Source organism: Thioalkalivibrio sp. ALR17-21 (genome assembly GCF_000420185.1).
Taxonomy (GTDB): domain Bacteria; phylum Pseudomonadota; class Gammaproteobacteria; order Ectothiorhodospirales; family Ectothiorhodospiraceae; genus Thioalkalivibrio; species Thioalkalivibrio halophilus.
Window position 1 is genome coordinate 20,375 of the sequence record NZ_ATUL01000011.1, and the last position, 24,254, is coordinate 44,628.

Consider the following 24,254-nt stretch of genomic DNA (forward strand, 5'->3'; position numbering starts at 1 on the left):
ACACCGGCTCTTGAGCCCGGCGCCGCCACGGGGTAGCGTCCGGGTCATGCTGTTCTCCGAACTCACCTCCGATGGCCTCACCTATCGCATCACCGGGCATGCCCCCGGGGCGATCGGGATCAATGATGTCGCCTATCACGCCAGCCTGATCGTGCGGCCGCGCTCGCTGCATGCGGACTGGCCGGTGCGCGCGGCCGGCGAGCTGGATCTCGCGGCCCTGGAGCCGGTTCTGGAAGAGCCCCCGGAGGTCCTGCTGATCGGCACCGGCGAGGTCAGCCGCTTTCCGCCGCGCGAACTGCGGCGCGAACTGCAGCGGCGCGAGCTGGGGGTGGAGATCATGGACACCGCGGCGGCCTGCCGCACCTACAACCTGATCATGGCCGAGGGCCGCGACGTGGCCGCGGCCCTGATCGTGGAACCGGCAGAAGCCTCCGCCGACGACTGAGTCGCTGCCGAACCGGACTCAGGACCCGGGCAGCACCTCGTCGCCCTTCATTCCGCGCGATTCCAGAAGCCGCCGCAAGCGCTTGAGCGCATCCATCTGGATCTGGCGCACGCGTTCGCGCGTGACCCCGATCTCCGCGCCCACCTTCTCCAGCGTGGAGCGCTCGAAGCCGTGCAGACCGAAGCGGCGCACCAGCACCTCGCGCTGCTTCTCGTCGAGCAGGCCCAGCCATTCCTCCACCAGATCCTGGATATCCTGATCCTCGAGGATGGACGAGGGTTCCACCGCATTCACGTCGGCGAGGATATCGGTCAGCGAGCGATCGCCCTCCGGCCCCGGCGGCAGGTCCATGGAGGTCGAGGGTTCGGACATCGCCCGCAGTCTCTGGATCTCGGCCACCGGCTTTTCCAGGCGCGCGGCCAGTTCCTCTTCGCTGGGATCGCGCCCCAGCTCCTGGGTCAGCTCGCGGGCCACCCGCGCATGCATGCGCAGTTCCTTGGAGACATGCACCGGAATGCGGATCGTGCGTCCCTGATTCATCAGGGCGCGTTCGATCGTCTGGCGGATCCACCAGGTCGCATAGGTGGAAAAGCGAAAGCCGCGCTCGGGATCGAACTTCTCCACCGCATGCATCAGCCCGAGGTTGCCCTCCTCGATCAGATCCAGCAACGCCAACCCCCGGTTAAGATAGCGCCGGGAGATCTTCACGACCAGACGCAGATTGCATTCGATCATGCGCCGCCGGCCGGCCTCGTCGCCCTGTCGCGCGAGGCGCGCATAGTGGCGTTCTTCTTCCGGAGTCAGCAGGGGACGGAATTCGATGTCGCGCAGGTAGAGCTGGATGGCATCCAGCTCCGCGGGGCGGGCGTCACGCAGGGTACGGGGCCGCACCGGCACCTCGTCCTCGGCCACCCCGGATTCGACGGGGTCGGGGGCTTCTTCTTCCAGGGCGAACCCGCCACCCTCGTCCCGCTCTTCTTCCGCCGGTTCGTGCAATGCCGGCTCTTCCAGCGGAGATTCCGGATCCTCGCCTTCAGCGCCGTCGAGATCGACCGGGTTCCGGGGCTCTTTCATGCGTGATCCTGTAATTTGACTGCTTCGATTCATCGATCCGGAAGGTAGCTCGCCGGGTCAACCGGGGAACCGTCCACGCGGATCTCGAAATGTAGCATCGGCAGATCCGTCCCCGATGCGCCCAGGCGCGCAATTTCGTCGCCGCCTTCCACCGTGTCGCCTTCTTCCACCAGCAGCCGGTCGTTGTGGCCGTAAGCCGACAGGAAACGCTCGTCATGGCGAACGATGATCATCCGACCATACCCCACCAGACCGCCGCCTGCATAGACGATCTCGCCACTACGCGCGGCGCGCACCGGATCCCCGACCTCGCCACCGATTCCGAGTCCCTGTCGGGTGCTCGCGCTGTCGGAAAACCCCCTGACCACCTCGCCGTCGGCCGGCCACACCCACTGGCCGTCGCCACGCGGTGCAGGCGGCGGATCGGGTTCCGGCTCGGGATCGGGTGCGGGCGCCGAAGACGCCCCGCCGCCGTTTCCGGACGCTTTTCCGCCGGAAGAAGACGATCTCGAGCTCCCCGCCGTCTCGCGCGTGGGTGCCGGCGGTGGCGAGGAACGGGCCGGACCGGTCAACCGCAGACGCTGGCCGGGATGGATCGTGTAGGGCGCGCCGATCGCATTGCGCCGCGCCACCGCCCGCCACTCCAGGCCGTACCGACTGGCAATGCTGTACAGGGTTTCGCCACGCGACACGGTATGGGTATCGGGGATCCGGGACTCTCCCGGTGTACGCAGGGCACAGCCATTCATGGCCGCGACCAGCAGGGCCGCCAGCAACAGGGGGATCAGGCCGCGCAGCAACCCACTGTGCATGCTCACTCCAGGGCCAGGTACACCGCGATGGCCGCCGCGAGGACCCCGATTCCGGCCCAGCCGATGCGTTCCATGTAGGGTCGCAGGTGCCGTTCGGCACGGGGCCCCGCCCAGGCCATGAACAGGGCCACAAGGAAGAAACGGGCGCCCCGGCCCAGCAGCGACGCGAGCACGAACGGCAGCCACGCCATGGCCAGGGCCCCGGCGGTGATGGTGAAGAGTTTGTATGGCAGTGGCGAAAACCCGGCGATGAGGACCACCCATACCCCCCAGGTCCCGAACCAGTCCTCGGCCTGCGCGAGTTCGGCGGCATACCCGATGTCCCGGAGCCACGGTCCCAGCCACTCGAACGCCAGCCAGCCCGCCAGATAGCCCAGCACCCCTCCGACCACCGAGGCGACCGTTGTCAGCGCGGCCAGGTACCAGGCACGTGCCGGCGATGCGGCCGCCATCGGCGCGAGCATGACATCGGGGGGCGGAAACGGAAGGACGAAGGACTCGAACAGCGAGAGTCCGGCAAGGTAGCGCGGCGCGTAGCGATGCCGCGACCAGCCCATCACGCGATCATAGACCGGTTCGAAGAACTTCATCGCAACGCGACTCCGGGCACGTCGTTACTGCTCCGCGCCCGGCAGCATCGGGACGAACATCACCGCGTCGAGAACGTCCCGCACGAACGCCTCCTCGGTACGGGTGTAGCGCACCAGCTGCTGACGTCCGTCGGGGCCCTCCACCGGGGCCACCAGACGCCCGCCGGGGGCCAGCTGGGTCAGCAGGGTCTCCGGCACCTCGCGCGGGGCCGCGGTCAGGATAATGCCATCATAGGGTGTCTTCTCGGGCCAGCCCTCGGCCCCGTCCCCGTGGCGCAGATTCACGTTGTTGATGCCCAGCCGGCTGAGCAGCTCGCGCGCGCTGCGGGTCAGCGCCTGAATGCGCTCGATCGAGTACACCCGGTCGACGATCTGCGCCAGCACCGCCGCCTGATAACCGGACCCCGTGCCAATCTCGAGCACAGTGCTCACCGGCCCGCCCTCCAGCAGGGCCTCGGTCATCCGGGCGACGATGAACGGCTGGGAGATCGTCTGGCGGTGCCCGATGGGCAGCGCGATGTTCTCGTAGGCGCGGTGACTCAGCGCCTCTTCCACGAACAGGTGCCGGGGCACGCTGCGGATGGCCTCCAGCACCCGCGGATCGCGGATACCCTGCTGCTCGAGGATCCGGACCAGGCGGTCGCGCGCCCGTCCCGAGGTCAGCCCGGCACCCGAGGCGTCGCTCACCATGGTGTACCTCCCTGGTGGTGACCCCCTGGCGCAACGCCCTCCAGCCAGCGCCCCACGGTGTCGATGGCATCGTAACGAGTGAGATCCACCTGGATGGGCGTAATCGAGACGTAGCCCTCGCGCACCGCATGGAAATCGGTCCCGGGACCGGCGTCCTGCTCCGGACCCGCGGGACCCACCCAGTAGATCTCCCGCCCGCGCGGATCCTGGTCGGCGACCATCGGCTCGGCGCGATGGCGGTTCCCCAGGCGGGTGGTCTGCACGCCCTGGATCGATTCGAACGGGATATCCGGGACGTTCACGTTGAGGATGGTGGCCGCCGGCAGCGGGACCTGCCGCAGCCGATCCAGCAGGTCCAGCACCACGCGCGCCGCGGTGTCGTAATGCCGCAGATCGGTCCCCACCAGCGACACCGCGATCGACGGCAGACCGAGGAAGCGGCCCTCCATGGCCGCGGCCACGGTACCGGAGTACAGCACGTCGTCGCCCATGTTGGCCCCGGCATTGATGCCGGAGATCACCAGATCCGGTTCGTCCTCCAGCAGCCCCGTCAGCGCCAGATGCACGCAGTCGGTAGGCGTGCCATCCACTTGCACACCGGCGTCGCCCACCGATCGGGCGTGCAGCGGCCGCACCAGCGTCAGACTGTTGCTGGCGCCGCTGCGGTCGCGGTCCGGTGCCACTACCCGGACCTCGGCCACCGTTCGCAGGTGGTCGGCCAGGCACTGGATGCCGGGGGCATGGATTCCATCGTCGTTACTGACCAGAATGCGCATTCGGGAGCCGGAGGCTTTGAAAGGGTCTTCAATATACTGGAAACGGCTTCGGGACATGCAGTTTCCTGCCTGTGCCGGAGCCTCGGAAAGCGAGTATCCTGCCATGAATTCCGGGGACGGTCCCAGCGATTTCGACGAGTTTCTGCGTGCGGTGGGCCCGGTACGCCGGATTCACAGCGACCGCGCGGAGAAGGATACGCCGCGCCCGCCCGCCCGCGCGGCCCAGCGCGACCGTGACGAGGAACAGGCCCGGCTCGACTGGATGAGCGACCCGCTGGAATTCGGCGACCTCCAGCCCGGCGACGAGCTGCGTTTCAGCCGCGCGGGCATCAGCCAGCGGGTGTTCCGCAAGCTGCGCGGCGGCCATTACCGGATTCAGGACGAACTGGACCTGCACGGCCTGTTCGCCGACGAGGCCCGCCAGGCGGTGGCCGGCTTCATCGACGAGGCGCGCGCGGATGACCGCCTGTGCGTGCGCATCATCCACGGCAAGGGCCAGCGCTCGAGCCCCCGGGGCCCGGTCCTCAAGGGGCTGACCGACCACTGGCTGCGCCAGCGCGACGACGTGCTCGCGTTCTGTTCGGCACGTCCGGCCGACGGTGGGACCGGCGCCGTATACGTCCTGCTCAAGAAACGCCGGGATCCGTCCTGAGTGACGCCGCTATCGCCGCGGAACATTAGCACTGGACGGCATGTTGATTTAGATCAAGTCCAGAGTTACCTTGACCGTTATCAGCGGATTGCCGCAGCCTCATGCCGCCCGGGTTGCAATCCCGCACGGGCTGCGAGACCATCCTGTACAAGCCTTGTACAATGAATGCATCCAAAGGCAACGGAAACTGCGACGAAGAGGTCCTGCTCATGAATCACTGGAAACTTGCCCCCATCGCCCTCGGCATCGCGGCCCTCGCCGCAGGCTGCTCCAACAACGAGGCAACCACGACCGCCGAAGAACCGGCAGCCACCGAGGTCAGCGAAGAGGAAATCGAACAGCGCGCCATGGAGAGCCGTGAGGCCATCCAGCAATTCGCCAGCACTCTGCAGGGCGAACTGATGAGCGCGATGGAAACCGGCGGCCCCACCGAGGCCATCCAGGTCTGCAACGAGGTGGCCCCGGAGATCGCCGCGGACATCTCCGCCGACACCGGCTGGGATGTCGGGCGTACCAGCCTCAAGCTGCGCAACCCCGACAACGCCCCGGACGAGTGGGAGCGCGCGGTGCTGGAAAGCTTTGACGCCGAAGTCGCCGCCGGCACGCCGGCCGACGAAGTCGCCCCGTCGCACGAAGTGATCCAGACCGAGGATGGCGCGCGGTTCCGGTTCATGGCGGCGATCCCGACCGGCGGTCAGTGCCTTGCCTGCCACGGCGAGGACATCGACTCCGACATCAAGCACGCGCTGGAACGTCTCTATCCGGAAGACGAGGCCACCGGCTACCAGGCCGGGCAGGTGCGCGGGGCATTCACCATCACCCAGGAGATGTAACGCTCTCCGGGAATGGGCTCTCCGGGAATGGCGATACGAGAAGGGCCGCATCAGCGATGATGCGGCCCTTTCTTTTTGCGCCCCGCCCCCAGAACAAACCGAATTTCGGCAGGGACAAAGGGACAGACAAGCGGCTTTATGACAATCTGTAAAGTTGACGGATGGAACCTATAGAATCGAAGACATGACGCGAACCATTGATGCCGAGCTGCTCGCCCTCGCGGTCGACGCCTCCAACGACGGAGTGGTGATCGCCGAGCGCGAAGGCCACGACAATATCCTGATCTACGTCAACCGCGCGTTCGAGGAGCTCACCGGGTATCGTTCCGAGGAGATCCTCTACCGCGATTGCCGTTTTCTGCAGAACGACGACAACGACCAGGATGCCGTGCGCGAAATCCGCGCCGCGCTGGACGAGGATCGCCCCTGCCGCGTGACCCTGCGCAACTATCGCAAGGACGGCTCGCTGTTCTGGAACGAGCTGTCGCTGACGCCCATCTTCAACGACGAAGACCGGCTGACCTACTACATCGGGATCCAGAAGGACATCACCGCGCGCGTCGAGGCCGAAGAACGCGCCGAACGTGCGGAGCGTCAGCTGGCCCGCTCCGGCTGACACCCCCCGGCAACCCCGGAGTGACCCGGGGGGTCAGTCCCCGGCCGACGTGCGCATCAGGGCCTCCGCCACACTCGTGGCATATTCTCCCGGGCCCAGCTCCAGCTGCAGACGCAGCACCCGCGACGTCTCCCATTCCCACTCCATGGATCGCGGCACCAGACGCAGCGCCCGGCGCGCGGCCTTCAGACCCTCGGCCTCCAGGCCACGGACCAGCACCTCGTGCTGCGCGGCCACCGCATCTTCCAGCTCGCGCACCTCGCCCCCGGTGCCCGGATCCCCGCGCCCCCACAGCGGCCCGGTGGGATGCACGTCGAGCCGCGCGGCGCGCGCCTCCAGCTCCGCATCCACCGACTCCGCGGTGAACACGCTGCCGGTGCCATCCAGGTTGACCCGCTCGCCCGGCAGGATGCGGTCCCAGTCGCCACGGCGCACGCGCTCGGCCAGTACCGCGTTGAACAGTTCCGCCCGCGCCGCGGACAGCAGCAGGCTGCGCTGATTGCGCCCGCGCGGACGCCGACCGCCGCCCAGCCAGTCGTACGCCCGCTCGCGGTTGGCATGCCCGAAGCGCTGTTCGCCGAAATACGCCGGCACGCCGCCGGCGCGGATCCGTTCCAGGACCTGCACGGCCATGTCGCCATCGGCCTCCAGCTCGCGCAGGCGCAGGGTGAAGCGATTGCCCGCCAGGTGCCCGGTGCGCAGCTTGCGCGCATGCCGGTCGTGGCGGCAGATGCGCAGCCAGGCGTCCGCGGCGATCGCCTCGCCGGGTTCCGGCACCGTCCATGACCCCGGATCGACTTCCGGCGCGCAGGCCACGCTGAACCACTGCCGGGTCACGGCATGACGATCCTTGCGCCCGGCGTAGCTGACCGCGCCGCGTCCCACGCCCGCGGACCGCGCGATCCACACGGCCACGTCCTCGGTGTTCAGGCCGCGCTTCTCGATCTCCAGCCACAGATGCTCGCCCGCACCGTCCGGCAGGGTCGCCGGAAGCTCCTCCACCCGGAAATCCTCCGGGCTCGCCTTAAGCCGGCCTTGCAGCGGGGCCTCCCAGGGCCACACCGGGGCATTCCCGGGCGCGGTCACGGGCTCGCCGCCGGTCGTGCCACGTCATCGCGCAGATAGACCGGCTGCGCATCCGCCGGATCCACCGCCTCGCCGCGCTCCCAGGCATCCACCGCCAGCAACGCCAGGTCAAAGGCGTCCGGCAGGGCATCGGGATCCACCCGTTCGTCGGCCAGCCCGCATTGCCCGGCGAGTTCGGGGAAGGCACGAAAGCCGGTCCCCAGCCCCAGCCGCTCCCCCGCCGGCCATTGCGCAGCCACCGCCTCCGGCGGCGCCACGGCCTCCGGTGCCGGCAGGACCCGCTCCCCGGCCACCGGGCACAGGCTCCAGTAGACCTCGCCCATGCGCGCGTCCAGCGCGGCCAGCACCGCCGCCGGGGCCGGCTCCGGCGCCAGCCGCAGGCCCTGCTGGGCCAGCACCTGCAGCGACGACACCGGGACCACCGGGCAATCCAGGGCGAACGCCAGGCCCTGCGCCACGCCCAGCCCCAGCCGCACCCCGGTGAAGGCCCCCGGACCGCGTCCCACCGCCACCGCATCCAGCGAATGGCGGTCGACCCCGGCCTCCGCCAGCAGGGTCTCGACCTGCCCCAGGATCAGGTCACCGTGACGCTGCGGTGCCCGCTCCGACAGCGAGTACAGTTCGCCGTCCACCCACAGGGCGGCGGAACAGCGTTCGGTGGCGGTGTCGATGGCGATCAGGCGCATGCGTGGCGCTCCCGGGCCTGTTGCAGAAAGTCCAGCGCCGCCCGCGGGCGGGTCGCCTCGTGGAATGGCGGCAGACTGTTGAGAAAGCGCTTGCCGTAGGGCTTGCCGTCGATGCGTGGGTCGCACAGCGCGAGGATGCCGGTGTCCGAGCCGTCGCGGATCAGACGGCCGGCGCCCTGCTTCAGCGCCAGCACCGCCTGCGGCAGACTGAACTCCATGAACGGGTGCCGACCCTCGGCTTCCAGCGCTGCGGCGCGGGCCTGCAGCACGGGATCGTTGGGCGCGGCGAACGGCAGGCGGTCGATCACCACCACCGACAGCCCGGTCCCGCGGATGTCGACGCCTTCCCAGAAGCTGTGCGCGCCCAGCAGCCAGGGCCGTTCGGCCGCGCGGAAACGCTCCAGCAGCTCGCCACGCGACTGCTCCCCCTGCACCAGCAGTTCACGGTCCTCCGGCAGATGCTCGCGCAGCAGGGTCGCGGCCTCCTGCAACGCGCGATGGCTGGTGAACAGGAAAAATCCGCCGCCCGGTCCGTCCTTCAACAGCGGCCAGGCCCAGCGCAGGCAGGCGCGGGTGTAATCCGGCGCGTTGGGGTCCGGCAGCGGCGGATCCGGGCGCAGCAGACAGGCCTGACGGGCAAAGTCGAACGGGCTGTCCAGACGCGCGGTAGCGACGTCTCCGGGCAGCCCCAGGCGGCGCGCCGCGTGGGTAAAGTCCTCGCCCACCGCCAGGGTCGCCGAGGTGAAGACCCAGGCGGCCGGGCGCGCCGCGCGGCGCTGCGCCAGGGGTCGCGCGGCATCCAGCGGGGTGCGATGCAGGGTCAGGCTCTGACGGAAACGCTCCAGCCAGGCGACCGTGTCTTCGGTATCCTCGCGCCACGCCGACAGTCGCTCGCGCAGCAGCTCGCAGCGCGCACGCAGCTGTTCCAGCCCGGGCGCCCGCGGCGCCGCGACCTGGAGGGCATCGTGCAGCCAGCGCAGCGCGTCGTCCAGGGCGTCCAGCTTCGGCCCCAGCGCCCCGTCGGGGTCGGCATCCTCCAGACCGGCGCGCCCTTCGTGCCCCTCGGTCACCTCGAGCAGACCGCCGGCCGCGGCCTCCACCTCGCCCACGCGCTGGCGCATGTCGGTCATCTCCGGGGCATGCTGCTCCTGCTCGCGGCGCGTGTCGCGCGCCAGTTCGCGCAGGGCCCGCGTGCTGAGGGCCACGCCGAAGAACGCCCCGGCGATCTCCGGCAGCTGATGCGCCTCGTCCACGATCACCGCGTCGACCTCCGGCAGCAGCTCGGCGAAGCCCTCTTCCTTCAGTGCCATGTCGGCCAGCAGCAGGTGATGGTTGACCACGATGACATCCGCCTCCTGCGCCCGGCGCCGCGCGCGCACCACGAAGCAGTCGTCCAGATGCGGGCATTCATTGCCCAGGCAGTTGTCCACCGTCGAGGTCACCTGCGGCCATAGCGGCGAATCCTCGGCCAGCAGGCCGGACTGGCTGAGATCCCCGCTGTCGTCGGTGCGCGCCATGGCCTGCAGCTCCTGCAGGGTATGCAGACGCTCGACCCGCGCGCCGGCGCCGGTGGCTCCGGCGGCATCCGCTTCCGCGACCTCCAGCCGGTAGTGGCACAGGTAGTTCGAGCGCCCCTTGAGCAGCGCGGTCTTTGGCTGATACCCCAGCGCTCCGCAGACCACCGGAAGGTCCCGATGGTAGAGCTGGTCCTGCAGGGTTTTGGTGCCGGTGGAGATCAGCGCCCGCTTGCGCCGCTGCAGGACCGGGACCAGATAGGCATAGGTCTTGCCGACCCCGGTGGCGGCCTCCACCAGCAGGGCCGATGGCGCGGTGGCCACGCCTTCCTCCACCGCCGCGGCCATCGCCTGCTGGGGTTCGCGCGGCCGGAACCCGGGGACCGCCTCGGCAATATCGCCGCCCGGGCTCAGGGCCCGCACGGCCGGCGAAGCGGCGGACTCAGACACGTTCGCCCCCGAGCGCGCGCAGGGCTTCGCGCGCCTCGCGCGCGCCCTCCGTATCGTCCCGGCCCTCGCGGGCCTGCAGGATCACGGTCCAGTTCTCCCGTTGCAGGTCACGGTCGTTCCCGGCCATGCCCAGCGAACGCTGCGCCAGCCGCTCGGCCTGATCGAAGTTACGCTGTTCCAGTCGCACCACAGCCAGGCGCTGCCACAGCCGGGCATCCCGCGGCGCGATGCGCAGGGCCCGCTCCAGCAACTGGCCGGCGCGCGCCAGCTCGGCATCCGCGCGCGCCTGTTCGGCGCGCTGCGCCAGACCCGATGCTGCGCTGTCCACCCCGGCGGCCAGCTCCGGATCCTCGGCCGCCCCGGGCTCGACCTCCAGGACCTCGGGCTCGGGCACATCGGTCGCGGGTTCCTCCGGCGCGGGACGCGGCTCCGGGGTCGCGCAGCCGGCCAGGATCGCGAGCACGGCACAGCCGGCCAGCAGCCGCACGGCGCGCGGGGTGCGGTGCACGGAATGTTCGCCTTGTCGCAGCTTCATCATCATCGGATATACCCGCTCAATCCTGATTGCGGAACATGCGACCGAACCAGCCGGCGGCGTCGCCGTCCGCCTCGCCCTCGCACTCGGCCACCGCCTCCGGGGCCGAATTCTGCCAGAACGGCAGCCGCCTGACGCGTTCGCAGGCGTGATCTTCGTCCACGATCCGTGCCCCGGAGTCGAGGTCGATCTCGTGATATTCGATGGAAGGATGCCGACCCTCCTCGATCGATCCACCCGGCAGCTCCCCCATGATGCCGGCCCATACCGGAGCCGCCCCGGAACCACCGGTCAGGCCGGTCGCCCGATTGTCGTCCATGCCCAGCCAGACCACACCCACATGGCGATCGTCGTATCCGGCAAACCAGGCATCGCGAAAATCATTGGTGGTCCCGGTCTTGCCCGCCAGGCGGCGCTGCGGCAGGCGCTGACCAATCACCCGACCGGTGCCGTCCACCGTCACGTCATGCAGGGCCTCGCCGAGCAGACGAATGGCCCCGTCCGGCACCGCGCCGCGCAGTTCCAGCCCGTAGTGCGACAGGACCTCGTCGTCGGCATCCAGGACGTCGCGGATGGCGCGCGTGCCCGTGGCGTAACCGCCGCTGGCCAGCCCCTGATAAAGCCCCGCCACCTGCAGCGGGGACAGCTCCAGTGCGCCCAGCGCCAGCGACGGGTTGGGGGCCGGGGTGGCCTGCAGCCCGAAGGTCTGCAGAATTTCCACCAGCTGGGAGACTCCCATGCGATCGGCCAGGCGCACCGTGGGCACGTTGTAGGACTGTACCAGGGCCTCCCAGGCCGTGACCTCGCCACGGTGTTCGCGGTCGAAATTGCGCGGGGTCCAGGGTTCCCCGTGCGCCAGCTGCAGGGTCACCGGCCGGTCCTCCAGCAGGCTCGCCAGGGTATAGCGCCGGGGGTTGGTCAGCGCCGCGAGGTAGACGAACGGCTTGACCAGCGAACCGATCTGGCGGCGCGCCTCCACCGCGCGGTTGAACCCCGGATACGCCGGGTTGCGGTCCCCGACCAGCGCCAGCACCTCGCCGGAGCGCGCGTCGGTCACCACCGCGGCGGCCTGCAGCTCCTCCGCATGTTCGCCCGCCCGCGGGGCCACCGCCGCCACCTCTTCGCGCACGCGCTCCTCCACCGCCAGCTGGATCACCGGATCCAGCGAGGTAAAGATGCGCAGCCCGTCGGAGCGCAGGTCTTCGTCAGCGTATTCGGCGCGCAGCTCGCGGCGCACCAGATCGAGGAATGCGGGGAAGCGGCTGCCGCCGGGCATCGCCGGCGAGACATCCAGCGGCATGCCGCGGGCCGTCGCCACGGTGTCCGCGTCCGCCAGCCCCGTCTCGTGCATCGCGTTCAGCACGCGGTCGCGCCGCGCCCGGGCCCGCTCCGGATGGCGGCGCGGGTCGTAGTAGCTGGCTCCGCGCGCCAGCCCCACCAGCAGGGCGAGCTGGTCCAGGCGCAGTTCGTTCAGCGGACGCTGGTAATAGAACCGGGCCGCCTGCCCGAAACCATGGATGGCACGTTCGCCGGCCTGCCCAAGAAACACCTCGTTGATATAAGCTTCGAGGATGGCTTCCTTGGAGTAGCGATGCTCCAGGATCAGGGCCATCACCGCCTCGTTCAGCTTGCGCGACAGGGTCTGTTCGCGGGTGAGGTAGAAGTTCTTGACCAGCTGCTGGGTCAGCGTACTGCCTCCCTGCACCGTGCGGCCGGCGCGCAGATTGGCCCAGGCCGCCCGGGCGATACCGGCCGGGTCCACCCCGCGATGTGACATGAAACGCCGGTCCTCGATCGCGATCAGGGCACCGATCAGCGCCGGCGGGACCTCGTCAAGATCCACCACCACGCGGTCTTCACCGTGCGTCGGGTAAATGCTGCCGATCAGCAGCGGCTCCACCCGCATCAGGTCGACCGCCGCGCCCGTGTCGCGATCCGTGATCGAGCGTACATGGCCACGGTCCATCTGCACCCGCACCGAACGCGCCGGCTCGGGCCCGTCGCCAAAAGTGAACGGGCGCGTGGTCAGGCCCACCGTGCCGTCGTTGACCTCGTATTCCCCGGCCCGGGCGCCCTGGCCGCTGCGCTGATAATTCAGCGCCTCCAGCTCCGTCACCAGGCGCTCACGGTCCAGGCGCCGACCGGGATACAGCTCCAGCGGCCGTGCATACACCCGCGCCGGCAGGGCCCAGCGCTGACCTTCGAACTGGGCGCGGATCTCGCGATCCAGGTTCTGCACATACAGCACACCCACGCCGGCACCGGCCAGCAGCAGACCGAGCAGGGTCCAGGTGCCGGCACGCAGCACGCGACGCAGCCGGCCGCCGGCGGGGCGGCGCTTGCGCGAAGATCGGGAGCGGGAGGAACGCGGCATGGCTCTCGCGGTCTGCAACAGGGACGGGTGAACACGGGCATCTCGCCCGCAACTCGCGCAATGATAACCTGACCCGGGGCAACATTGATGGAGGCCGCATGACCGCGCTGGACGAGCAGCACCGCATTCTCACCCGACTGATCGAGAGCGGGGCGTTCCCCGATGGCGGTCCGGCCGAACGGATCCGGCGCATCGAAACGCACATCTCCACGGTGATCCTGGCCGGGGACTGGGCGTGGAAATTCAAGAAGCCGCTGGACCTGGGCTTCCTCGACTTTTCCACCCTGCAGGCGCGCCGCCATTTCTGCGAGACGGAGCTCGAGATCAACCGCCGGCTGGCGCCGGAGATCTACCACGAGGTCGTCAGCATCAATGGCGATCCCGAACACCCGGTGATCAACGGGACCGGCGAAATACAGGAATACGCGGTACGCATGCGCCGCTTCGACCGCGACCGCCAGCTCGACCGGCTGCTGGAGCGCGGCGCCCTGCCACCCGAGGCGATGGACGAGCTGGGCCGCTACATCGCCCGCTTCCACGAGAGCGTGGAACGCACCGGCCCGGAATCCGCCCACGGCACCCCCGAGGCCGAGGCCGCGCCGATGCGCGAAAACTTCCCCAGTCTGTTCGAATCCGCCCAGCAGCCCAGTGAACGCGAGCGGCTGCAGCGCCTGCAGACCTGGACCGAAAAGGAGCTGGACCGCCTGCGCCCGCTAATGCAGGCGCGCCATGACGGCGGCCACGTCCGCCACTGCCACGGCGATCTGCATCTGGGCAACATGGTCTACATCAAAGCCGGGGACGAAGCCGGCGGCGAGCGCCCGGTGGCCTTCGATGCGATCGAGTTCGACCCGGAGCTGCGCTGGATCGATGTCATTTCCGAAATCGCCTTCACCACCATGGACCTGCTGGCCCGCGAGCACCCGGCGCATGCCTGGCGGCTGCTGAACGCCTGGCTGGAAGAACGCGAGGATTTCGACGGACTGGCCCTGCTGCCGCTGTACCAGGTCTACCGTGCGCTGGTGCGGGCCAAGGTCCAGGGCATCCATGCCGCCGAACCCAGCCTGCCCTCGGACGAGAAGGCCGCCCACCAGGCCGAGATGGGGCGTTACCTGGCGCTGGCGGAACGCCTGACCGAACCGCAGCAGCCCCGCCTGGTCCTGATGCACGGAGTGTCAGGGTCGGGCAAGACCGTGATCAGCACCCGCGTCCTCCAGGCCCTGGGCGCGGTGCGCCTGCGCAGCGACGTCGAACGCAAACGCATGACCGATGCCGTCTCCTACAGCGAAGATGCCCGCGCGCGGATCTACGACCACCTGCTGGAACGTGCCGGGGAACTGCTGGAGCTGGAACATACCGTCATAGTCGACGCGACCTTTCTCGAACGCGGCCAGCGCGAGCCGTTCCGCGAGCTCGCCGCGCGCATGGAGGCCGGCTTTGCGGTCGTCGCCTGCCACGCCGACGAAAACCTGCTGCGCGAACGCCTGGAGGCCCGCGCCGCGCAGGGCCGCGATGCGTCGGACGCCGACGTGGAGGTCATGCAGCAGCAGCGCCCGCGCCAGGAATGGCCCGGCGCCGACGAGCATGCCGTGGAAGCAGGCCCCGCGCAGCCCCTGGATGTCGAGCTCCTGGCAAAGCGGCTGGAACGACCGGCGTGACGGCAGTCAGGTCATTTGACGTACAATGGCGGGACCATCGGTCATCCGCGAGCCACACAGGAGCCACCTCATGTCCGGATTCCGCAACAAGACCCGCCAGGCTGCCCGCCGTGTCACCGCCGGATTGCCCGCGCTGGCCATGACGGCCGCGCTGGCCTTCCCCCTGCCCGCCCTGGCCTACGAGGTCGTCGAGGAGAGCGACGAGCGCGTGATCTACAGCGTCGAAGGGGACTTCGACCACTACTTCGAGATGGTCGAGTTCGCCATCGAAACGGAGGGGCTGGTGATCAACAACGTCGGCCACATCGCCGACATGCTGGACCGCACCGCCGGCCAGGAATCGGGCGAGGGCATCTACCTGAACGGCCGCTCGGTGGATTTCTGCTCGGCCACCTATTCGCGCGCGACCATGGAAGCAGACCCGCACAACATCACGTTCTGCCCCTACGTCATCGCCATCTACGAACTGTCCGCGGAACCGGGCACGATCTACATGAGCTATCAGCGCGTGCCGCAGATCGGCGACGAGGCCTCGCAGGAGTCCCTCGGCGACGTCAACGAACTGGTGGACCGGATCGTTACCGAAGCCCTGATGTTCTGAGCCGGCCGGATCAGCCCGGCCGGACGGAGGCCAGTGCCGCCACCCGGCCGGGCGCCCGCAGCCAGGCTTCGGCCCGGTCCACGGGCAGCCCCGGGCTGTACAGGAACCCCTGGCCGATATCACAGCCGTGGGCGTTCAGCCACGCCGCCTGGGCCGCCGTCTCGACGCCCTCGGCGATCACCTCCAGATGCAGATTGCGCGCCATCGCTATGATGGTCGCAGCAATCCAGCGCCCCCGACCCTCGCGGTCCACCTGATCCACGAAACTCCGGTCGATCTTGAGCACGTCCAGCGGGAAGTCCTGCAGGGCCGCCAGAGACGAATAGCCGGTGCCGAAGTCGTCGATCGCCAGGCGCACGCCCAGCGACTTCAATCCCTTGAGCCGGGAAACGGCCCGATCACCCTGGCTCATGATGGCGGTTTCGGTCACCTCCAGTTCCAGCTGTTCCGCCGGGAAACCCGTCTCCGCCAGGATCTCGCCGACCCGGCGCACGAGCCGGGTACTGCGCAGCTGCACGGGCGACAGGTTCACCGCCACCACCAGGTCGCCGCGCACCTCCCGCAGCAGCCGCACGCCCTGTCTGCAGGCCTCGCGCAGCACCTGTTCACCCAGGGGAACGATCAGGCCCGTCGCCTCGGCGACCGGGATGAAGCGATCGGGCGTGATGCTCTCGCCCTGCAGGGTCTCCCAGCGCGCCAGGCACTCCACGCCGGTGGGCACGCCGTCGCTCAGCCGCACCTGCGGTTGAAAATGCACCTGCAGCTCCCCGGTCCCGCTCGACAGCGCCCCGCGCAAGTGGCTTTCCAGTTCCAGCCGCTCACTGGCCGCCCGCGTCAGCTCCGCCTCGTAGAAGCTCCAGGTCTCGCGTCCGTTTTCCTTGGAATGGAACATGGCCGCGTCGGCGTGCTGGATCAGCGTGGTGGCCGTATCGCCATCCTCGGGGAAACGCGCAATACCGATGGAGGCGTTGAGATGCACGCTGCGCCCGCTGTCCAGCAGCACCGGCGTATCCAGAGCCGCCAGCAACTCGCGCGCCACTTCGCCCAGCGATCCGCTATCCCCGGCACGCTGACTGACCACCATGAATTCATCGCCACCCAGCCGGCCAAGGATATCGGGCGGGCGCACCGACTCTGCCAGACGGCGGGCGATGTCCACCAGCACCTCGTCACCGGCCGGATGGCCCAGGCTGTCGTTCACGTCCTTGAAGCGATCCAGGTCCAGGCTCAGCACGCCCAGCCCGCGGCTCTCCGCGCGCGCCTCTTCCACCGCGTGCGACAGCAGCGAATGCAGCCGCGTCCGGTTGGGCAGGTCGGTCAGCGGATCGTGTTCGGCCAGATAGTTGAGCTCGCTCTCGGAGCGCTTCAGCTCGGTCATGTCGGTGATGGTGCCGGCGTAGCAGATAGGCTGCCCGCTCTCGTCGACGACCACCGAGAGACTCAGCCATTCGGGATACACCGTGCCGTTCCGGCGGCGGTTCCACAGCTCGCCGGACCAGTAACCGGTACGCTCCAGCTCCTGCCACATGGCGCGATAGAAATCGGCGTCGTGGTAGCCCGACTGCAGGATGCGCGGATTCTGTCCCAGCACCTCGGACTCGGGATAGCCGGTGATCTCGGTGAACGCCGGATTCACCGCGATGATGCGCGAGGACAGGTCGGTGATGACGACGCCGTCCCGGGTGCTGCGAAACACCGCCTCCAGCCGGCGCAGGCCCACCACGGTCTCGCGCCGCGCCAGCGCGGCCCCCAGGCTGCTGGCAAAGATGCGCGCCACGCTCACGTCGGTGGCGCTCCAGTTGCGTGCGCGCACCACCGCGTCCACTCCCACGAACCCGCGATACTCCCCTTCCAGGAACACCGGGGCCAGCAGCAGCGACTGCAGCCCCTGATTCTGCAGCAGCTCCTGTTCCTCCACGGGGAACTCCGCCTGGGTGCCGGCGACCACTTCGCCGTCCTGCAGGTACTCGGACCAGCGCGCGGGCAGACTGTCCAGCGAAAGGTTGCGCAGGGCGGGCGGTCGCACCGGCGCGGCCGGGTCGCCGCGCAACCAGTAATGGCGGTGCGTCTCGCGATTCGCCCGGCCCGGCCCCTCCGCAGCCATGACCACGACCCAGGCGCGGTCCGCAGCGAGGGTCTCGCCCAGCCGGCCCAGGAGGGAATTCATGACCCGATCCGGGGACTCCGCCTGCAGCAACGCCAGCGTCATGCGCGCCGAACTCTGCAGGGCCCGATCGCGCTGATCCAGTGCCTGCGCCGCGTGCAGCTTCTGCACCGCCAGACCGGCCAGCTGGGTGAACTCGTCGATCAGCCCCCGTTCTTCGTCGCGCGGCTCGCGCGCCTCGTTCAGGTAGGTTGCCAGCGTGCCAAGCACGTGCCCGTCGTCATCAAAGAACGGAAACGACCAGCAGGCCTGCAGCCCCGCGGACTCCATCGGTGCCTGCAGCCCGTCCCACCAGGGATGGGCGGCGACCTCCGCCACCACCACCGGCTCGCCACGAAAGGCCGCGGTGCCACAGGAGCCGACACCCTCCCCCGCAGGCACGGGGCTGTGCAGCCAGGGCAGCGATCCCGGCAGGGACGGAGCCGCCACGCACTCCAGCATGCCGGTTTCGCGGTCGTGCAGCATGATGGAGGCCGAGAGCTCCGGCAGCAGCAGCTCCAGCTCCTGGATCACGTCGGCCAGGAAGCCCGGATCCCGCGTCCCGGTGGCCAGACGGTCCAGCACCCGCGCCCGCACCGCCGCCAGACGCTGGTCCCGCACGCGCCGGGTCACGTCCACCAGACTGCCGGAAAACCCCGCAGGACGGCCCTCGGCATCGGTCTCGGAACGCCCCTGCAGCTCCATCCAGTGCAGACCGCCCCAACGGGTCACAACCCCGATCGTCGCCTCCTCCCCGGTGCTTGCGGCCGCAAACTCCCCCCGCAGCAAGGCCGCCACCGCCTCCCGGTCCCCGGTATCGACAAACTCGGTCAGCGGACGTCCCAGGGCGTCCTCCACCGAGCGACCGGTCATCCGGGTCCAGGCGGGATTGAGAAACGTAAGGCAGCCTCCGGCATCGGTCTGGAAGATGATGTCACCGGCGCTGTCGATCACCTGCCGGTAGCGATGCTCGCTCGCGGCCAGGGCCGCCTGTTCGCGCCGCAGCCGCCCGCGGGCCACCACCTGATCGACCAGCACCGGCAGCCCCTTGAGATAACCCCCGCTCTTGAGCACGTAGTCGTCGACCCCGAGGCGCAGGGCCTGCGCGGCCAGTTCCTCGGTCCCCTGCCCGGTCACCAGGATCACGGGGATATCGAGACCCCGCTCCGCGCGTATGCGGCGCGCCAGCTCCAGACCATCCATCCCCGGAAGGCGATAATCCAGCAACAGGATGTCGGGGTACGATGCGTCGCCATCGAACCCCTCTTCCAGCCGCGAGAGGACCTCGTCCGCGGAGTCCACCACCTCCAGGCGCAGATGCGGCGCCGCACGGGCGAATTCCCGCCGCGTCAGGCTGACATCGAAGCCGTTGTGCTCGGCGTAGAGCACGTGCACCGTTTCCAGCTCCTCCGGCCGCCGGTGGCGACGCCCGAGGGCGTCCCGCACACGCGCCGGCAGGTGCTCCAGGTAGGTGTCGTTCTTCGGCAGATAGTCGTCGGCCCCGACGCGGAAGGCGGTCACCACGGTTTCCTGTTCGCCGTGGCCGGTCATCACGATGATCGCCTCCTCGCGCCCGGCCTCGCGCAGACGCGGGATCAGGTCCATGCCGTTGCCGTCCGGCAGCCGCAGGTCGAGCAGCACGCAATCGAAACGTGCCTCCTCCAGCGCAGCCCAGGCCTCGGCGAGCGACACGGCGGTCCGGATGTCCACCGGTTCTTCCCCCCGGCTCAAGGCCCGGCGCTGGAGATCGGCATCCGCCGGACTGTCTTCAACGAGCAGAATCTTCATGTCACGGGGACCTCCCTGGCCAACGGTTCAGGCCGGTGGCTGGTTCAACACGCACCAGTAGAGTTCAATCTGTTCGGCTACGTCCATGAATTTGTCGAAATCCACCGGTTTGACGATATAGGAATTCGCGCCGCATTCATAAGCGGTCCGGATGTCGACGTCGTCGGACGACGAGGTCAGCATCACCACCGGGATGTGCCCGCAGTCCGGATGCGCGCGCAGTGCCCGCAACACCTCCAGACCACTGATCCGCGGCAGCCGGATGTCCAGCAGGACCACCGCCGGCACCGGTTCCTCGCCCCGCGCCCAGCGTTCCAGCCCCGCCAGGGCCTCCTCCCCGTCGCGCGCCACCGTCAGCGGATTGGCCAGGCGGCGGCGACGGAAGGCATGGCGCAGCAGGTCCAGGTCAACCGGGCTGTCCTCGACCACGCAGATGGGCGGTGGCGAGCCCGGGTCACTCATTGGGACGCTCATTGCGGCAGCTCCACACGAAAGGTCGCGCCCTCGCCGGGGCGGCCCTCGGCCTCGACCCGGGCGTCCAGCCGGCGGGCCGCGCGACGCACCAGGGCCAGGCCCACGCCAGTGCCGGGGTAGTCCTCGGCGCGGTTGAGACGCTGGAAGATCTCGAACATGCGCTCCCGGAACGCCTCGTCGAAGCCGATCCCGTTGTCCTCCACCTCCAGACGCACCACCGACGTCCGCCGCTGAGCGGCGACCCGGACCCGGGGTTCGTCGCGACCGGCACTGAACTTGAAAGCGTTCTCCAGCAGGTTGCGCAGGATCAATCCCAGACCGTCGGGATCGGTCTCGACCTCCAGTTCTTCCGGCACGTCGATCGCGGTCGTCGCCGCCGCCGGGTATTCCGGCTCCAGGGCGCGCAGAGTCTCCGCCACCAGGTCACGCAGCCGGATCCGGCGCTGTTCCAGCGGTCGCCGCTCCATGCGCGAGTACGTCAGCAGGTCGCCGATCAGTTCGTTCATCTGCGCCACGCCCTGGCGGATATTGCGCACGAATTCGCGCCCCTCGTCGTCCAGACGCCCGGCATGTTCCGCCTCCAGCAGCTGGCTGTAGCCCTCGATCCCGCGCAGCGGCGCCTTGAGATCATGGGAAACCGCGTAGGAAAAGGATTCGAGCTCCTGGTTGGCGACCTGCAGTTCCGCCGTGCGCCGCTCGACCCGGCGTTCCAGATCGGCGTTGAACGCACGCAACTCCAGCTCGGCCTGGTGCAGTTCGGTGATGTCCAGCACCGTACCCTGCACCCGCCACGCGCCACCGGGGCTTTCACCCGGAAACGACGACGCGCGCTGAATGCCGAACCGCAGCCAGGTCTCCGGCCCGCGCCCCGGGTGTCGGCGTACGTGCAGGTACTGGCTTTGCGGGGAGGTACCGGCGGCCATGCCCCGCAAGGTCGCAGCCAGGCGTGGCCCGTCGGCGGACTCGGTGTCGAGGTCACGCTCCAGCAGCGTGGCCACGTCCGGTTCGGGGCCGTCGGGCGGGCGCCCCAGCAACCGGAAAAGCTGGTCCGACCACCAGAACCCGTTCACCGGATCGTATTCCCAGCTGCCCAGGCCCGCGTCGCGTTCGGCCCGTTCCAGCCGTTCCATCTGCTGCTGACGCTCCAGCTCCAGCCGCCGGCGTTCGGTGACGTCCAGCAGCACCCCGTGGATGCGCGTCACCCGGCCATCCGTGTCCCGGCTGAGCCAGGTCCGGTCCTCCACCCAGACCGTACCCAGCACGGGCAGCACCAGGCGGTAGAGCTGGGTATAGCGATCGGGGCCGTGTGCGAGGTGCATTTGCACCTCCTCGACGATGGACGGCAGATCATCGGGGTGAATCAGGCTGGCGTAATCCGGATCGCCCGCCAGCAGGGCCTCGCGATCCAGCCCCCAGTCCGCGGCATTGGGCGAGACGTAGGTGACCGGCCAGCCGTCACGGGCCTCCCATTCGATCGCCAGCACCGGCGAGTGATCGATGATGCGCGCGGCCCGACCCGCCTCCGCGGCCGCCCGGTCGCGGGCGGCCAGCGCGCGATGGATCAGCACGAACAGCAGCCCGGCGGTCACCACCACATAGGCCCAGCCCTTACCGGTCTGCAGCCGGGACAGCAGTGCCACGTCGTCCACCAGCGCCAGCAGCGCCCGGTCGGAAAACCCGATCCACATCAGGCCGAGCACCAGATAGATCAGGGTGATGCCCAGCGCCGTGATTGCGGCACCGCGGCGGATCCCGGGACTCGCGTCGCGTGTCATGCCCCCTCCTTTCTACGCGGTGCTTCCTTCCCCCAAGAATCCGCCGGACGGCCACAAGACGCAAGATCCGGCCGCGCCGCGGCGCGGAATGTTATTCTCTGACGTTTGCGAACAAGCCGAACGACACGCCATGTTCAAGAACCTGGAAAAAGCCCCGGCCGGCCGCCGCGAGCCGCTCGCCGACGTCCTCGACCGCGTCCGCTTCAACGCCGACGGGCTGGTGCCCGCCATCGCCCAGCAGACCGACAGCGGCGAGGTCCTGATGATGGCCTGGATGAACCGCGAGGCGCTGGAGGAGACCCTGCGCACCGGCCGGGTCTGCTACTGGTCGCGCTCGCGCGGGGCGCTGTGGCGCAAGGGCGAGTCCTCCGGTCAGGTCCAGCAGCTGCATTCCCTGCATCTGGACTGCGACGGCGACACCGTGCTGGCGAAGGTCGATCAGACCGGCCCCGCCTGCCACACCGGGCGGCGCAGCTGTTTCTATCTGCAGGTCGAAGGCGACGAGGTCGCCGTGACCAGCGACCCGCAGATCGACCCCGAAACCCTCTACGGCGCCTCCTGAAACCGCGACAAGGAACACCGACCATGGCCGACGCCAGCGCACCGCAGCTCGTCATCCACAACACCCTCGGGGGACAGCGCGAGCCCTTCGTTCCCGCCGACCCGCGACGGGTGACGATGTATGTCTGCGGTCCGACCGTGTACAACCGCGTGCACGTGGGCAACGGCCGCCCGGTGGTGGTGTTCGACGTGCTGTTCCGCGTGCTGCGCGCACTCTACGGCCCGGAGCACGTGGTCTACGCCCGCAACATCACCGACGTGGACGACAAGATCAACCAGGCCGCGCGCGAGAACGACGAACCCATCGCCGCGCTGACCGAACGCTTCACCCGGGCCTTCCACGAGGACATCGCGCGGCTCGGCACCCTGGAGCCGACCCTCGAGCCCCGTGCCACCGATCACGTGACCGAGATGATCGCCCTGATCGAGGACCTGCTCGCGCGCGGCCACGCCTACGCGGCGGACGGCCACGTGCTGTTCGACGTGACCTCTTACCCTGCCTACGGCGCCCTGTCCGGGCGCACCCTGGAGGCGATGCAGGCCGGGGCCCGGGTAGAGGTCGCCGATTACAAGCGCCATCCCGGCGACTTCGTGCTGTGGAAGCCCGCCGGCGCGGACGAACCCGGCTGGGACAGCCCCTGGGGCAACGGGCGCCCGGGCTGGCACCTGGAGTGCACCGCGATGATCCGCACCCATCTGGGCCGCAGCATCGACCTCCACGGCGGCGGCCACGATCTGGTGTTTCCGCACCACGAGAACGAGATCGCCCAGGGCTGCGCGGCCGAAGGCTGCGACGAACACGGCGGCCATTACGCGCGCTACTGGATGCACAACGGGCACGTGACCATCGAAGGCGAGAAGATGTCCAAGTCGCTGGGCAACTTCCGCCTGCTGCACGACCTGCTGCAGGTCTGGCCCGGCGAGGTCCTGCGCCTGGCGCTGCTGTCGCGCCATTATCGCGCGCCGCTGAACTTCTCCGAGGACACCCTGGAACAGAGCCGCAACGCGCTGGACGGCTTCTACCGTCTGCTGCGCGAACATGCCGGGGTCGTGGCCACCCCCGCCGATGCGGCGGACACCCCGGTCTTCACCGCATTGCTGGACGATCTCGACACCGCCGGGGCGCTCGCCGCCCTGCACCGCATTGCGGATGCCCTGCAGGCCGCCGACAGCGAGGACGAACGCGCCCGCCGCAAGGGCGAGCTGCTGGCCGCGGGCGAACTCCTGGGCCTGCTGCAGCAGGACCCGGAGGCCTGGTTCCGCGGCGACGTCGCCGATGATGCCGAGCTCGCCGCATGGGTGGAGGAACGCATCGCCGCGCGTGCCGAGGCGCGGCGCGCGCGGGATTTCGCCACCGCCGATGCGATCCGCGACGAGCTGACCGCCAGCGGCATCGAACTGGAGGACACGCCGGATGGCACCCGCTGGCAGCGCGCCTGAGCGGGCTGTCCGCAGCGCCACCCGGGCACGCGCCCGGCTGGCGCTGGTTCTCCTGATCGCGGTGGCCGCCGGTCTGCCCGCGATGGCCACCGCCCACCCGCATGCCTGGATCGACCTGCGTGTCACCCTCAACTTCGACGGCGACGGCCGGCTGGCCTCGATGCACCAGCTGTGGGTCATCGACCCGACCTACAGCCACATGCTGCTGGAGGAGATGACCCGCGACATGGACGGCGACGCCGGTATCGACTCGGTGCTGAAAAAGGTCGGCCCGCGCATGCTCGACAACCTCGCGGAATACGACCACTTCACCGAGTTCGAGGCGGGCGGCGAAACGCTGGACACCCCGCCCGCCGAGTCCCCCGAACTGCGTCTGGAGGACCGGCGCCTGCACCTGGGCTTCGAGATCCCGCTGGACCGGCACGACATCGGCGCCGAAGAGGATTTCACCTACCGCGTCTATGATCCCACCTACTGGATCGAGATCCGCCATGACCCCGGTGACGTGATCCAGGTGAACCGCGGCGACGGCTGCCGGGTCGAACTCGAGGAACCGCGCCCCGATCCACAACTGGTGCGTTATGCCGCCACCCTGGAACGCGAATCCCGCAGCCCGATCGAAGATCTCGGACGCCATTTCGCCGAGATTGCGCGCCTGGAATGTGAATGACATCGGGTTCT

General features: G+C 69.2%; 22 protein-coding genes. 9 read left to right on the plus strand and 13 right to left on the minus strand.

Annotated features, from left to right (window positions below; translation table 11 throughout):
- Nucleotides 1-46: 46 nt before the first annotated feature.
- Nucleotides 47-445 carry an Mth938-like domain-containing protein gene (locus G020_RS0107415; RefSeq protein ID WP_024329143.1) on the plus strand — a complete coding sequence of 133 codons (399 nt, stop codon included), beginning with the start codon at nt 47-49 and terminating at the stop codon, nt 443-445.
- Nucleotides 446-463: 18 nt separating this feature from the next.
- Here G020_RS0107415 and rpoS read toward each other — a convergent pair whose 3' ends face one another.
- The 5 genes from rpoS to surE are packed head-to-tail and all read right to left on the minus strand — an operon-like array spanning nt 464 to nt 4,387.
- Nucleotides 464-1,519: an RNA polymerase sigma factor RpoS gene (gene rpoS, locus G020_RS0107420; RefSeq protein WP_024329144.1), complete on the minus strand. Its 1,056-nt coding sequence runs from the start codon at nt 1,517-1,519 to the stop codon at nt 464-466.
- Nucleotides 1,520-1,548: 29 nt separating this feature from the next.
- Entirely contained in the window at nt 1,549-2,331 is a 783-nt protein-coding gene (locus G020_RS0107425; protein ID WP_024329145.1) for a peptidoglycan DD-metalloendopeptidase family protein, read from the minus strand.
- Between the two features lie 2 nt (nt 2,332-2,333).
- Nucleotides 2,334-2,921, minus strand: a complete 588-nt coding sequence (locus G020_RS0107430) for a YqaA family protein (protein WP_024329146.1) — start codon at nt 2,919-2,921, stop codon at nt 2,334-2,336.
- A 24-nt stretch (nt 2,922-2,945) separates the two neighbouring features.
- Nucleotides 2,946-3,611 (minus strand): protein-L-isoaspartate(D-aspartate) O-methyltransferase, encoded by a 666-nt coding sequence (locus tag G020_RS0107435; RefSeq protein ID WP_024329147.1) that lies wholly within the window; start codon nt 3,609-3,611, stop codon nt 2,946-2,948.
- A complete protein-coding gene (gene surE / locus G020_RS0107440) occupies nt 3,605-4,387 on the minus strand; it encodes a 5'/3'-nucleotidase SurE (RefSeq protein WP_024329148.1) in 783 nt (260 codons plus the stop codon). Before surE ends, G020_RS0107435 begins: the two co-directional genes overlap by 7 nt.
- Nucleotides 4,388-4,490: 103 nt before the next feature.
- Here surE and G020_RS0107445 point away from each other — a divergent pair, with 103 nt between their 5' ends.
- The 3 genes from G020_RS0107445 (at nt 4,491) to G020_RS0107455 (ending at nt 6,488) form a co-directional block, all read left to right on the plus strand.
- The gene (locus tag G020_RS0107445; protein ID WP_024329149.1) at nt 4,491-5,039 is read left to right on the plus strand and encodes a Smr/MutS family protein; all 549 of its coding nucleotides are present in this window, start codon (nt 4,491-4,493) and stop codon (nt 5,037-5,039) included.
- Nucleotides 5,040-5,248: 209 nt separating this feature from the next.
- A complete protein-coding gene (locus G020_RS0107450; protein WP_024329150.1) occupies nt 5,249-5,872 on the plus strand; it encodes a DUF3365 domain-containing protein in 624 nt (207 codons plus the stop codon).
- Nucleotides 5,873-6,056: 184 nt separating this feature from the next.
- A complete protein-coding gene (locus G020_RS0107455; protein WP_024329151.1) occupies nt 6,057-6,488 on the plus strand; it encodes a PAS sensor domain-containing protein in 432 nt (143 codons plus the stop codon).
- Between the two features lie 33 nt (nt 6,489-6,521).
- On the opposite strand, the gene truD is transcribed toward G020_RS0107455, so the two are convergent.
- From truD to mrcB, 5 genes are read right to left on the minus strand one after another with little or no spacing between them, the layout of a single operon-like run.
- Entirely contained in the window at nt 6,522-7,550 is a 1,029-nt protein-coding gene (truD, locus tag G020_RS0107460; protein WP_024329152.1) for a tRNA pseudouridine(13) synthase TruD, read from the minus strand.
- A 20-nt stretch (nt 7,551-7,570) separates the two neighbouring features.
- A complete protein-coding gene (tsaB, locus tag G020_RS0107465; RefSeq protein WP_024329153.1) occupies nt 7,571-8,260 on the minus strand; it encodes a tRNA (adenosine(37)-N6)-threonylcarbamoyltransferase complex dimerization subunit type 1 TsaB in 690 nt (229 codons plus the stop codon).
- Complete coding sequence (locus G020_RS0107470; protein WP_024329154.1) at nt 8,251-10,224, minus strand: ATP-dependent DNA helicase; 1,974 nt, start codon at nt 10,222-10,224, stop codon at nt 8,251-8,253. The genes tsaB and G020_RS0107470 overlap by 10 nt, the downstream gene beginning before the upstream one ends.
- Nucleotides 10,217-10,765, minus strand: a complete 549-nt coding sequence (locus tag G020_RS0107475) for a tetratricopeptide repeat protein (RefSeq protein WP_018947686.1) — start codon at nt 10,763-10,765, stop codon at nt 10,217-10,219. The genes G020_RS0107470 and G020_RS0107475 overlap by 8 nt, the downstream gene beginning before the upstream one ends.
- Nucleotides 10,766-10,778: 13 nt before the next feature.
- Nucleotides 10,779-13,133, minus strand: a complete 2,355-nt coding sequence (gene mrcB / locus G020_RS0107480) for a penicillin-binding protein 1B (RefSeq protein ID WP_024329155.1) — start codon at nt 13,131-13,133, stop codon at nt 10,779-10,781.
- A gap of 98 nt (nt 13,134-13,231) precedes the next feature.
- Here mrcB and G020_RS0107485 point away from each other — a divergent pair, with 98 nt between their 5' ends.
- Nucleotides 13,232-14,791: a bifunctional aminoglycoside phosphotransferase/ATP-binding protein gene (locus tag G020_RS0107485; RefSeq protein WP_024329156.1), complete on the plus strand. Its 1,560-nt coding sequence runs from the start codon at nt 13,232-13,234 to the stop codon at nt 14,789-14,791.
- A gap of 70 nt (nt 14,792-14,861) precedes the next feature.
- A complete protein-coding gene (locus G020_RS0107490; protein ID WP_024329157.1) occupies nt 14,862-15,392 on the plus strand; it encodes a hypothetical protein in 531 nt (176 codons plus the stop codon).
- Between the two features lie 10 nt (nt 15,393-15,402).
- On the opposite strand, the gene G020_RS0107495 is transcribed toward G020_RS0107490, so the two are convergent.
- Genes G020_RS0107495 through G020_RS0107505 form a run of 3 tightly spaced genes read right to left on the minus strand, consistent with a single transcriptional unit; the run spans nt 15,403 to nt 21,572 of the window.
- A complete protein-coding gene (locus G020_RS0107495; RefSeq protein ID WP_024329158.1) occupies nt 15,403-19,323 on the minus strand; it encodes an EAL domain-containing protein in 3,921 nt (1,306 codons plus the stop codon).
- A 27-nt stretch (nt 19,324-19,350) separates the two neighbouring features.
- The gene (locus tag G020_RS0107500; protein WP_024329159.1) at nt 19,351-19,785 is read right to left on the minus strand and encodes a response regulator; all 435 of its coding nucleotides are present in this window, start codon (nt 19,783-19,785) and stop codon (nt 19,351-19,353) included.
- Between the two features lie 8 nt (nt 19,786-19,793).
- Complete coding sequence (locus G020_RS0107505) at nt 19,794-21,572, minus strand: ATP-binding protein (RefSeq protein WP_024329160.1); 1,779 nt, start codon at nt 21,570-21,572, stop codon at nt 19,794-19,796.
- A gap of 130 nt (nt 21,573-21,702) precedes the next feature.
- Between G020_RS0107505 and hisI the strand changes: the two genes are divergently transcribed.
- Genes hisI through G020_RS0107520 form a run of 3 tightly spaced genes read left to right on the plus strand, consistent with a single transcriptional unit; the run spans nt 21,703 to nt 24,243 of the window.
- Nucleotides 21,703-22,134: a phosphoribosyl-AMP cyclohydrolase gene (gene hisI, locus G020_RS0107510; protein ID WP_024329161.1), complete on the plus strand. Its 432-nt coding sequence runs from the start codon at nt 21,703-21,705 to the stop codon at nt 22,132-22,134.
- A gap of 23 nt (nt 22,135-22,157) precedes the next feature.
- Complete coding sequence (gene cysS, locus G020_RS0107515; protein ID WP_024329162.1) at nt 22,158-23,573, plus strand: cysteine--tRNA ligase; 1,416 nt, start codon at nt 22,158-22,160, stop codon at nt 23,571-23,573.
- Nucleotides 23,548-24,243 carry a DUF1007 family protein gene (locus G020_RS0107520; protein WP_024329163.1) on the plus strand — a complete coding sequence of 232 codons (696 nt, stop codon included), beginning with the start codon at nt 23,548-23,550 and terminating at the stop codon, nt 24,241-24,243. Before cysS ends, G020_RS0107520 begins: the two co-directional genes overlap by 26 nt.
- Nucleotides 24,244-24,254: the final 11 nt, after the last annotated feature.